We start from the raw sequence: 11,537 nt of genomic DNA, 5'->3' as shown, positions 1-11,537 counted from the left end.
AGTCGTAACACCCGAAACTGGGATTGGCAGCCAGAAGTCTGTTTAAATCCTGATAAACCAAACAATAATGCGGCGAAAAAAACCGACACTACTGTCCACTAATTTTTAACTGATGCGACAACTACGTTGACATTTACCGACCCTTAATCCGGCTCATAAAATCCATGTTGATGCCGGTTTCCGGATTTATATTTTAGGGAATTTTTCCGGTCAGTCCGCTATTCCCTGGGAACAGCGCAAAATCAGAGAAATTAATATCGATAACTTTGATCAAGTGATGGCGCAGATAACACCAGGGCTTGAAATCAATTCCGGTTTGACACTGCAGTTTAAAACCCGGGAAGCATTTAATCCCGATGCCTGGTTTAATAAAGTCCCCATTTTGACTGACTTGCGGCAATTAAAAAGCGAGTTGAGCAACCCAAAAACAGCAGCGCAGGCAGCTGCGAAAATCAACGCATTTCACCCTGTCTTAGCTGAAAAGAATGCGGCTGCTCACCCATCTAATGCCTCCGAAAACCAGGAAGACATGCTGCAGCGGCTGCTGGGCAAAAAATCAGACAGTGCGGCCGGTAACCTGGATTCAGTCCAAGGGTTTATTGATCAGATCGTGTCGCCTTATATCAGTCAGGAAGCTGATCCGGAGCATACGGCTTTGATAAAAGTGATCGATTCGACAATCAGCCAGTTTTTGCGAATGCAGCTGCACAGCCAGCCCTTTCAGAATCTGGAAGCGTTGTGGATGGCTACAGAAGCACTGGTAAATGAAGAATCGGCTGATAGGCACCGCTATTTTCTGGTGGATGTCCGTCAAGACGAATTATTGGCCGAGCAAAAAACAGGCAGTTGCGTTTTTGAGCAAAAAATACTGCAACATGTGCAGGCAGTAGACGACGAGCAGCAGACTCTTCTCTTAGCCGGGGATTATTATTTTTCAGGCAGTGAAGATGATAAAGCCTTGCTATGCTATTTCAGCCAACTGGCAGCAACATGCAACAGCTGTTTTCTGGGCGGCGCTCAGTCTTCATGGATAGAAAACACTATTTTGAATGGATCCGACAGCACCCTGCAATGGCATCAGTTTTTAAGCGAGATCAACGCAGACCGTGTTGTGCTGGCTTATCCCCGCTATTTACTGCGGCTGCCTTATGGCAATAAACGCAATTCAATCGATACCTTCGATTTTGAAGAATGCTCAATCATTCCTCGGTCAGAAGAATTGCTCTGGGGTAATTCCGCATTCTTATGCATCCGGGGCCTCATCAAGAACAGCGAGGAACAAAGAGGCGATGAGGCCTTCTTTTTCAACGATATTCCGGCATTCGCTTTTGATCAGGATGGCGAGAAGGTATTGCAACCCTGCGTAGAGATACTATTGAATGAAGCACAGATAACTACGTTATTGTCTCGGGGTATCATGCCGTTGATCGGTTTTCGCCATCGGCAAGGCATCCGGTTAGCCGCTATCTCAACGCTAGTCTGATTGTTGCCGTGTTGTAACTACTCGCCCGCTTGAAATAGAAGGTGTAGGTGTTTGATTGAAAAGGCTTCTGCAACAGGGATGTTGCAGAGAGCTACAAGGATGTATTCATGCGTCCTTTGAAATCAAGCACCTATACCCAATAAAATAGGAAGGGGTGAGCAGATACGCCGTGTTTACGTTTTAACCTAAAAAATCAGTTGAAAGGCCTTAAATCCGTTCGTGCTTAGTATGCCGAAGCCTGAATGGGTTTTACAAACAACCGATTGGGCGAGCATCCCAAATTTCGACTATCGAAGGCTCAAGATGAACGGGATAGGGGCTGCTCAACTGATTATTCTCTGTTCAAAGGTTACCGTACAAGGGCCTCATCACCAGCTTTTGTAGCTATATGCACCCGGTTTCCCCCTTGTTTCTTGGCGATGTAGCAAGCGGTGTCAGCGGCGCATAGCACGGCGGTTATATCGCTATCCTCGTTGGTCAATGTTGTTATCCCGATGCTCGCGCTAACCGAATAGTCTTTGCCTGCCCAGGTAAATTTAAAATTACTTATGAACTCACAGATATCATTGGCGATACTCCAGGCTTGATCAAGCATGGAGTGTTCCAGCAACAATGCAAATTCGTCTCCACCCAGCCTTGCCAGGGTGTCGCGTTGACGCAGCTTGGACGAAAGCTCGGTACCCAGTGCGCTGAGTAACTGGTCGCCGGCAGCGTGACCGCAGCTGTCATTAATAGCCTTGAAGTGATCCAGATCCAGGTAACACAACACATGTTCTGACTGATCTTGGATAGCGCTAGCCATGACTCTGCTGATGCGTTTTTCAAATTCAGTCCGGTTGCAAAGTCCGGTGAGCGGGTCGTGACTGGCCTGATAGGACAGTTTCTGTATCAGGGCTTGAGACTCGGTCACATCCCAAAACATCAGCACCGTACCGTCGGTCCGTCCGTCAATTTCTATCGGATAGGATGAACATTCTACGGGCAATATACGGCCGTCCTTACCGTGGAACTTTCCGGTACAGCGACGTGCAATACTTTCGCATAAGGTGTTTTGTTCAGGGACAGTCGTCAATTCCGGCATGCAGTCGTGATTCAGTAAGGCACGGATGTTTTGCCCCAGGATTTCCTCGTGGGTATAGTCCAGCATTGCCAGCGCCGCCCGGTTAACAAAGGTGCAGCACCCCGTGGCATCCAGTCCCAAAATACCTTCACCTGCCGAATCCAGCAGGAGCCGGAAGCGCTGCTCGCTGGCCCGTAAATCCGAGTTTGTCTGTCTGAGCTTGGAAAATGCCTTGTCCAGATTATCTTTAGCCGATGTTAGACGGGCGCATTGCGTTTCCAGTTGTAATGTACGTTCCGCCACCAGTTCTTCAAGGTGCTGGCGGTAATAATAAAGCTTTTGCTCGGTTTCTTTGCTTTTAGTGATATCGACCAAGATGCCCTGCAGAAAAAGACTCTCACCTTGTTGGCTGCGAACAATATTGGCCTCGTCCAAAAACCAGCGGGGCTTTCCATCACTTCCTATCAAACGGTATTCACACCGTAATGGCGCATGATATTCATAGGTGTGTGCATAAGCTTCGATCGTGACGGACAAATCGTCGGGATGAACCTGTTTGAGCAAGCCATGAGAATCATTAAGCCAGTATTCGCTGGCAAAACCTAACTGATGAATTTGCGGGCTGAGATAGAGCAGTTTTCCCGGAATTTCCATGGAAGCCATGTAGGTAATGGCTGGAATTTGTTCCACCAGTTTGCGGTATTTTTCTTCGGCCTCGCGCTGCTTTTCGAAAACCTCTTCCTTGTCGCGAATCGCCTGTTTTTCTCTGAGTATATGAAACACAGTACCTGACAGCCATTGCAGCGATTCCCAGTTCCAGCCTTTGATCACATAGTCACTGACTCCCATCTTCAGTGCGTCGGCTATGATAGACGGATTATTTGATTCCGCCAGCATCACCACCGGGATCGGCAATTTCCCCAAATCATCAGCGAGTTCGGCGAGAAATTCCACACCGTTTAAATCCGGAAGCTGGTAGTCAAGCAAAATACAATCGGGTTGTTGAGAGCGAGCCAGCTCAAGGCCTTGATTGCCGGTTTCTGCTTCGATAAACAGGCAGCTGAAGTTCTGATATTGGTTAAGCGCATGCTTGCAAGCGAGTCGGTCAAAGCGATCGTCGTCAACCAAAAGCAGGCGAATGTCAGTTTTGTTAAATACGGCGTTCATAAACAGGCCTCACTGAAAATTGATTGGTTTCGATACTGAAAATGATCCAGCCCAGCAGCCAAAAGTCTCTTGCATGCTACAGGCATCGCCTGCAGTTATCAGTTTGAGCTTTTGTGGCTTTAATGCTTCATTTATCTTTAAGCCCAAATGACGTGATGTTTTTTATCACAGAACATGATGCGTTGAAATTAGGACAACTACTTACCAGCAGTTCTCATGTTGAAGGGTAAAAGGGCTGGGGGGAAGCTTTGTAGGTGAAGACAGCTTATACGTTCGTCACGAAATAAATTTCGCTTTCTAAGGGGTGAATGACGGCCTTACCGAAGCAAACTTCGCTTAGCTTTGATCTTCCAAATAAGCGTCATGAACAGCGAAAAGTTGATAATTTTTTTTATTTCATTGGCTTAGGTCACTTTCAAACCGGTCCTGGTAATAGCAAAAGTAACTGGCATATCCTTTGCGTTATTGCCATTGAGAACAACATTACTGCCCGTCATTTCCCGGTTTGAAGATGATTTCTCTAACCCCAGGAAGTGAAGGGCTACTCTAGCTATCGGAGGTAAAAGCCATGTATGAAAGCGAGAATATATTTGAATTTAATCCGGAAGCGGCCGGTTTTGAGGCCGAGACATTCGAGTTTGACCAAGCGGAATGGGGAGAAATATTCAGCGAGAGCGAATTGATGGATCTAACCGCCGAACTGTTGGATATCACTACTGAAGCGGAGCTTGATCTTTTTCTCGGCGGCTTAATCAAGAAGGTAGGCGGTGCCATCGGCAAGGTGGTGAAATCGCCAATCGGACAAGCCGTAGGCGGGGTTTTGAAAGGCGCCGCAAAAAAAGCCTTGCCGATTGCAGGTGGAGCGCTTGGAGGCTACTTTGGGGGCCCTTTGGGTGCCAAGATCGGCAGCGGTTTAGCCTCCGCAGCCGGAAGTGCGCTGGGGCTGGAGCTGGAAGCGCTGAGCCAGGAAGACCTTGAATTTGAAGGTGGAAAACAATTTGTCCGGTTTGCCGCCGATACCGTCAAAAACGCAGTTTCCGCGCCATCCTCCGTAAACCCTCTCAGCGCAGCACAAAAGGCTGCGGCTAAAGCGGCACAAAAATACGCTCCCAATCTATTAGGCCCCGGTTCAGGGGTATTGATGCCTACGTCCGGCAAAGGACGAAGAAGCGGACGCTGGATAAGGCAGGGCCGCAATATCATCATCGAAAATTATTAAATACACCGCATTAATCCCTTATTTGTGGAGGATGAAGCCATGCATGATTTAGACCGCACCCAACTGGAATACAGCCCAGATCTGGAAAATTACGAATTCGATGAATACGAATACGGTGAAGCCGAATGGAATGGCGAAACCGATGTTTTCAGTGAAGCCGAAACCGTGGAACTTGCCGCCGAACTATTAGGCGTCAGCAGTGAAGCCGAGCTGGATATGTTTTTAGGGAGTCTTATCAAGAAAGCCGGTGGCGCTATTGGCCAGTTGGTCAAATCTCCGGTAGGACAGCAGCTGGGAGGCCTCCTGAAAAGCGCTGCCAAAAAATCTTTACCTCTGGTTGGCAGCGCAGTCGGAGGGTATTTCGGTGGCCCCAGCGGCGCCAAAATAGGTAGTCAGGCGGCGTCAGCCGCGGGTCGTCTTTTCGGTTTGGAACTGGAAGGCTTGAGCCTGGAAGACCAGGAATTCGAAGTTGCCAAAAGTTTTGTTAAATTCGCCAGTCAAGCCGCAAAAAACGCTGCTTCTGCGCCTTCGGCAGCCAATCCTAAAGCCATTGCCCAACAAGCTGCCGCGGCTGCCGCGCGTCAACTTGCTCCGGGTCTGCTTCCCGGCGCAGTGTCTGCGGTAGCCAATACGATGAATGTCGCGGGTGGACGAGCTTCCAGCGGACGCTGGTTCCGTCGAGGCAATAAAATTATTCTGACCGGGGTGTGATCGATTATGGCCTCCCTTTCCTATGCGACATGGATACTAGAGCAGGAGGCACGAGCCTTGATGACCCGGCTGAATCGCGTTAAGCCTTTTGCGTTGCATGAAACCATGATGCCGGCGGCGTATATTCTGCCGTCAGCACAAACCGGCATTGAGAGCTATCTCATCAAGAGCCGTCAGGAATTGAGAGGCATGATTCAGCACTACATTAGATGGCTGCGCGGGCCGTCAGGCCAAAGTGCGACACCGGCCCATGCACAGCGGCTGTTTTCAATCCTGCGGCTTAGATTCAATGGTGTGTTGACTCAGTTTGATTTATTCAGTGACGCGCTCACTCAGCGTAGCGAGAATGAAATTGGTGTCTGGCTTTCAGGGCTGGACGTGGTCTCCGCCGATGCACTTAGGTTACCCGGTGATTACTACGATGCTCCGCCTGTCATTTGTTATCTCGATCGTGGCGTCGGGGCGGCCATCCGCAGGGCCAGAACCCGGCTTCCGGGTGGCGGAGAAAATCCGGTTGCGGTAATCCGTGTTCCCAGGGAACGTATGGTGGGAAGCAGTATTGCTTCTTCTTTAGTCCATGAAGTCGGTCATCAGGCTGCCGCTCTGCTTGATCTGGTTAATTCGCTTAGGCCGGTTTTACAAGGCTTACAACGGGGCAGCGGACCTTATAACGCCGTTTGGTCGCTATGGGAACGCTGGATTTCCGAAATCGTCGCCGACTTCTGGTCAGTTGCCAGGGTCGGAATCGCTTCTACCTTAGGGCTGATGGGTGTTGTCAGTCTGCCGCGTGCTTTCGTGTTCCGGCTGAATCTGGACGATCCGCATCCTCCGCCCTGGATTCGTGTCAAGCTGAGTTGTGCGATGGGGCAGGCGCTCTATCCTCACCCGCAGTGGGAGCGCCTGGCTGGATTATGGGACGCGTTTTACCCGTTATACGGATTGGAGGCAGAGTTAAGGCGGGATTTCGACAAACTGCAGGCAACGCTTCCCGGCTTTGTTGCTCTGTTGGTCAACCATAGGCCCAAATGCTTGCGCGGCCAAACGCTTGTCGATGTTCTGGAGGTGCATAAGCGTCAGCCACGGCATCTGCAGGCACATTTTCAGACTTGGCGGAAGAAACCTTCGAAAATGTACCGTACCTCGCCCATCCTGGCTTTCGCGGTGATTGGTCAGGCTCGATCCGATGGTCGACTGAGTCCTGAAGAGGAAAGTGTCATTCTTGCCAAACTGCTTACGCACTGGGCACTGAGCCGCACGTTGAGCGTCTCTGCGGCTTGTGCCGAGCGAAACATTCGATACACAGGCCCAAGGGCTTATGCGGCGTTCTAACATTGAAATCATTTATTAAGGAGACATCCATGTCTACACAAAACACTCCATTGGGTAAGGTGACCCTCTTGGTGACCGACGAAGTTGAAAATTGCCAAAACAAGGTTATCCGCACTCCCATAAGAAATGCCTGGGTTACTCTGCGTTCCAAACAGGTTAAGGGTAAGGTTTCCAAAGAAAGTGTTGTACAGCAAAAAAATGAAGAGTCTATGGATGAACTTTCTTGTGAAGAAAAAGTTTACCGTAAAGAAACGGATGAAAAAGGCATTGTCACTTTTGATGTGTCCTACGGCGCTTATGAATCGAGTTGCGAAGCTTTCGGCGTGAAGGCCAGAAAAGACAATATCCTGGTTAACCAGGACGACAGCTGTTATACCTCGACAATGAAGCTGCCCTTGGGATTTTGCATCGATTGGGGCGCGCTCACCGATGATTGTCATGGCACTGAGTTTAACCAATGTGTCCAGGCGGATGCAGGAACAACCTGGATTTTCAAAGTTTATGATAAAGCGGGTATTTCACCCGCTAACAGACGGATCTCATGGTCAACAACAGGCGGCAATTTTTATGAATCGGATACGGAGAGTGATACCGTTTATCTCGATACCCATAATCATACGGGTAAAATCAATGTCAGTGCCACAATGACCGAAATAGGCAGTGCCAGTCTGACTGCTTTCCTGTCATTTCTTTCCAAGCAGAAACCGGTAAGCACTATTGGCGGTAATCTTGATGTCTCGTTGACGCGGACGGAGACTTCGTTCACCGAAGATTTGGCGTTTTGGACCGGGATACGCAATAGTACCGAGGCGCTCTCGTTCAACAATTATCTCGGCTTTATGGATTGGATTTTCTGTGGCGGAAAACTGCCTCCTGCCGGCTTTGAGTCTGAACGTTTTCCGGTCAAGAAAGAGGAATACAAGCACTTGATCAGCAAACGCTTCCTGCCATTCAGCGATTCCGACGCCTACCGCGTCATAAAGGCAGCCACCGAGGCTTTTGTGATGGTCAATTGCGGTGTTCAGCAGTCGCCTTTGCCGTTCGATCCGGATTTAAACCGCCCAAACCGGGACGATGCCTATCTTGACCGCAGAGATTTGCCCATTCCCATTTCAGGTCTGAAGACAAATTTTGAAAAATACCTCGTTCCCTTAAACGGTAAAAAAACGCTTCCTTACCTGGCCGTCATTCGCCGGAAATTGCCCGATATCCCTATAAAATCAGTCGCATTTGAGGATGCCGTGCCGGTCCATGGGGAAATGGATAGAGAAATGGATAATTGCTTCGGATTGTTGCAAGAGAAGCTGGAAAATCCCTGTCTGCTGGAACTCATCTGGTCTTATTGGCACGAAGAGGGGATGCTCGTGCAGTCGATGAATGCGATTACGCTGCGATTCCAGAACATAAGATCACCCGCTTTTACACAAGACCCGCTGGCCAATCTGGAGATGGAACCCTTGCGGCCGCTTAATAACCTGCTTTGGGGTTATATTCAGGATGAACAACACCGTTTGACGGTGGGACGCCGCAATAACGAATATGATCACCACTATGGACTGCGGCTTGAAGGGAAAGCCGTAAAGAATTTTCGCCCTGTGGATACGCGTTCGAAATTTCTGGAGGCCTTCCATAATCTGTTGCGTCTATGCACGGTGTTCTATAAACAGGATGACGATACAACGGTAAAAGCCGATGCATTCCCTGTGCTCAATGGACTTAAGGAAGTGCATCTGATTCTCTCCCAAGGCGCGCACAACCAGTTCGGGGATTTGCCCTCCACGGCCCGTATCGAAATGCTGATGCAGCAGTGGCTGCTGGCCAGGCCGGAATTTCGGGAATATCTGCCGACCCGGATTATGGTCGCGTATCCCGAGCCCTGGATGGATAGAGTGGATGCCATGAAGAAACTGCAAGGCTGGACCGACACCAGCGTGCTGCATTTCCGTAACCTCGGCATGTTCGGCGAACAGTTATTACTTTCTATCCGTTGGGGCCATTGGAGCGATGAATTCGAACCCGTTAAGGCGCTTAATTGGTCGCGGTTTTTCCGTCCTCAGGTGCAGGGTTATATTCATGCTTACCGGGCAGCAACCGGGGTTGACCTATCCGCCGATCCGTCTGTGAATGCCCATTTGGATTCCATGTTGCCGTCTGTTCTGTTGCAAAAGCGTCTGGCATCTCAGCAGCGGGCGGGCTGAGATGATTCGATATGATCGATTTTACTTCGGCTCTGTATTTGGGGATGCACCACTCCAGCCAGTCTCTTGAGCCCTGGGCACAGCTTTCGCTAGGCGTTCCAGCTGCGCTTGTCGAGCCTCCCGGCGCAGATGATGTGGCAATGGCGCTGGCGGAGCTACAGGGCTGCGAGCAGGCGCTGTTGATGCCATCTACCTTGCATCTTTATTGGGATCTTTTCGGAATGCTCAGCAAACTGCCGGTTTCTCTGTATAGAGATGAGGAAACTTACGCGATTGCTCGTTGGGGGGTGGATCGGGCGGCTAGAGGAGGTGTTAAGGTTCATCGGTTTCGTCACCACGATCCACAAGCGCTATTGGCCCAGATAAAGGATCAGTCAAGCAGGAACACGTATCCGGTAGTTGTCGCCGATGGTTTCTGCCCCGCCTGCGGCCGACCCGCGCCAATTGACAGTTATCTGGACATTGTGCGGCGCTTCGGTGGTTTGCTGGTGCTGGACGACACCCAGAGTCTAGGTATTCTGGGAGCCATGCCGAAGCGCCATGCCCCCTACGGTAAAGGCGGAGGTGGTCTATTACGCTGGGGCGGACACTACGGACCGGATATTCTGCTGGGTTCTTCACTGGCAAAGGGCTTCGGCGTTCCGATTGCGGTGCTTTCCGGGAGTCAACACTGGGTCAGCCGCTTCAAATCTGAAAGTGATACGCGAGTCCATTGCAGCCCGCCTTCGGTTGCTGTTATCCAGGCGGCTGCACAGGCACTGGAGGTAAACCGGATGCAGGGTGATCCATTAAGACTGCAGCTTAACAAACGGGTTAGACAATTTCGTAAAGGTTTGGAACTTATTGGCTGCTCTTCCTCGGGAGGCTGGTTTCCGGTTCAAACCCTGAACGGAATTTCTGGAAATTCTGCTGTAAGACTGCACCAGCGCCTTTATCGACGGGGTATTCAAACCGTATTATCGCGATCGCACAGGAGTATAGGGGCACGATTGAGCTTTTTAATAACGGCCCGGCACAGCGCTATGGATATCGATCGTTGCACAGAGAAGCTGGATGCTTTGATCAATGACGTCGATAGGCTGACGCAGGTGAGCAAAGCGCCAGTCAATCTGCAGGTTTTCAGTGGATTGGCTATGGATTAACCACCACGGCCACTTACATCCAAGAGGTTTATCATGAATCAAGATACGGTTTTTGAAACAATGCCTTTCGAATTTGATCCTGAATTTCAGAGTGAAACGTTCGAAGAGGAAAACGAAAGAGGCCGCCGGCCTTTAGCTGCCAGACGGGTCAGTTATCCCCGTGCCAAGGCCGGGCCGCGGCCTAAAGGGATCCGAAGTCCCAAAGCACCCACGCCCCGGCCCATTCCCAGGAGACCCAGGGGGGCTTGGGGAATCATTCGAGAGCCTTATTCGGCAGCGCCCTATGGTTCGGAGCAGGTAAGGTGGGCACAAGACTGCCTGAATCAGGTCATGGGATTGCAGCTTCCGGTGAACGGAATCATGAGCGTCGAAACGCGCAGCGCATTAAGAAGCTTTCAGAAGCAGCAAGGGCTTAGCGAGAGCGGTATTCTAGGTCCTGATACCGAGCAGGTTTTAGGGAGTGCCTGCAAGTCCGCTCCGGCCCAGCTCGACGAGGCAAACCCATTTGCTGATGACAGGATGCCGGTAAGCGAATGGGCTTACGAAGCCGAACCTGAGTTCGGGGATATTTTCGGCCGTATTGCCAGCGGTCTGGGTAATGTTTATAACCGTGTTGTCGACGTGGCGGGGGGCGCTTCGGGTTCTCGCATCATTGACCTGACCGCATCTGCCGACAAGAGTCACCGTAAAGGAAACCGTGATCCTAAAACCGTCTATGCCCTGGTGCTGCACCAAATGGCGTGTTGTGCCAACCGAAAAGATCCCCTCAAGAACTACCTGAAAACCAAGTCCCACTTTGTTATCCTCCGCGACGGCACCATCCTGCAACTGCATCCTGTTTCTGCCTTACTCTGGGCTTCTAATGGGTTTAACGCACGCAGCGTCGCCGTTGAGTTCGCCGGAAATTTCCCCAATACCCTTGGCAAGTGGTGGCAAGGCGACAAGTATGGCAAGAACCATCCGACTCAGGCTCAGTTCGAATCGGGCCGTTATCTTGTTCGCTATTTGATGCAAACCATAAAACTCACCCATGTATTGGCGCACCGCCAGTCCAGCGGAACCCGCCAAAACGATCCGGGCCCCGACATCCCCCCTGTGTCAGGATAGTTGTCGCCTCACCCATTTATAGAGGCAACCCTAATGCAAACCCGTTATAGTGAAGAATTTAAAGAGCAAGCCCTGAGTAAAGTCTTGCAACGCGGCGATAAAAGTATTCAAGCAATTGCCG

General features: G+C 50.5%; 8 protein-coding genes. 7 read left to right on the top strand and 1 reads right to left on the bottom strand.

What is annotated here, in order from left to right; translation table 11 throughout:
- The first annotated feature begins 160 nt into the window (after positions 1 to 160).
- Positions 161 to 1,483 carry a type VI secretion system contractile sheath domain-containing protein gene (locus Q7V32_RS09985; protein WP_304896831.1) on the top strand — a complete coding sequence of 441 codons (1,323 nt, stop codon included), beginning with the start codon at positions 161 to 163 and terminating at the stop codon, positions 1,481 to 1,483.
- 349 nt (positions 1,484 to 1,832) lie between these two features.
- Here Q7V32_RS09985 and Q7V32_RS09980 read toward each other — a convergent pair whose 3' ends face one another.
- A complete protein-coding gene (locus Q7V32_RS09980) occupies positions 1,833 to 3,710 on the bottom strand; it encodes a diguanylate cyclase domain-containing protein (RefSeq protein ID WP_304896830.1) in 1,878 nt (625 codons plus the stop codon).
- Between the two features lie 568 nt (positions 3,711 to 4,278).
- On the opposite strand from Q7V32_RS09980, the gene Q7V32_RS09975 reads away from it, so the two are divergent.
- The 6 genes from Q7V32_RS09975 to Q7V32_RS09950 are packed head-to-tail and all read left to right on the top strand — an operon-like array spanning position 4,279 to position 11,416.
- Positions 4,279 to 4,929: a hypothetical protein gene (locus tag Q7V32_RS09975; RefSeq protein WP_304896829.1), complete on the top strand. Its 651-nt coding sequence runs from the start codon at positions 4,279 to 4,281 to the stop codon at positions 4,927 to 4,929.
- Positions 4,930 to 4,968: 39 nt separating this feature from the next.
- On the top strand, positions 4,969 to 5,640 hold the full coding sequence (locus Q7V32_RS09970; RefSeq protein ID WP_304896828.1) for a hypothetical protein: 672 nt from the start codon (positions 4,969 to 4,971) through the stop codon (positions 5,638 to 5,640).
- A gap of 6 nt (positions 5,641 to 5,646) precedes the next feature.
- Positions 5,647 to 6,969 carry a hypothetical protein gene (locus Q7V32_RS09965; protein ID WP_304896827.1) on the top strand — a complete coding sequence of 441 codons (1,323 nt, stop codon included), beginning with the start codon at positions 5,647 to 5,649 and terminating at the stop codon, positions 6,967 to 6,969.
- Between the two features lie 29 nt (positions 6,970 to 6,998).
- Entirely contained in the window at positions 6,999 to 9,167 is a 2,169-nt protein-coding gene (locus tag Q7V32_RS09960) for a hypothetical protein (protein WP_304896826.1), read from the top strand.
- A gap of 11 nt (positions 9,168 to 9,178) precedes the next feature.
- Entirely contained in the window at positions 9,179 to 10,309 is a 1,131-nt protein-coding gene (locus Q7V32_RS09955; RefSeq protein WP_304896825.1) for a hypothetical protein, read from the top strand.
- A gap of 33 nt (positions 10,310 to 10,342) precedes the next feature.
- Positions 10,343 to 11,416, top strand: a complete 1,074-nt coding sequence (locus Q7V32_RS09950; RefSeq protein WP_304896824.1) for an N-acetylmuramoyl-L-alanine amidase — start codon at positions 10,343 to 10,345, stop codon at positions 11,414 to 11,416.
- Positions 11,417 to 11,537: the final 121 nt, after the last annotated feature.

Origin of the sequence: Methylicorpusculum sp. (assembly GCF_030651835.1) — a bacterium.
In the GTDB taxonomy this organism is placed as follows: Bacteria; Pseudomonadota; Gammaproteobacteria; order Methylococcales; family Methylomonadaceae; genus Methylicorpusculum.
The sequence above is the reverse complement of the archived record's forward strand: the minus strand, read 5'-3'. Positions and strand labels throughout refer to the sequence as shown.

Excerpts from the sequence above, each read along its gene's own strand:
- Q7V32_RS09980 (WP_304896830.1), bottom strand. The coding sequence starts at position 3,710 with ATGAACGCCGTATTTAACAAAACTGACATTCGCCTGCTTTTGGTTGAC.
- Q7V32_RS09975 (WP_304896829.1), top strand. The coding sequence starts at position 4,279 with ATGTATGAAAGCGAGAATATATTTGAATTTAATCCGGAAGCGGCCGGT.
- Q7V32_RS09970 (WP_304896828.1), top strand. The coding sequence starts at position 4,969 with ATGCATGATTTAGACCGCACCCAACTGGAATACAGCCCAGATCTGGAA.
- Q7V32_RS09965 (WP_304896827.1), top strand. The coding sequence starts at position 5,647 with ATGGCCTCCCTTTCCTATGCGACATGGATACTAGAGCAGGAGGCACGA.
- Q7V32_RS09955 (WP_304896825.1), top strand. The coding sequence starts at position 9,179 with ATGATCGATTTTACTTCGGCTCTGTATTTGGGGATGCACCACTCCAGC.
- Q7V32_RS09950 (WP_304896824.1), top strand. The coding sequence starts at position 10,343 with ATGAATCAAGATACGGTTTTTGAAACAATGCCTTTCGAATTTGATCCT.
- Q7V32_RS09960 (WP_304896826.1), top strand. The coding sequence starts at position 6,999 with ATGTCTACACAAAACACTCCATTGGGTAAGGTGACCCTCTTGGTGACC.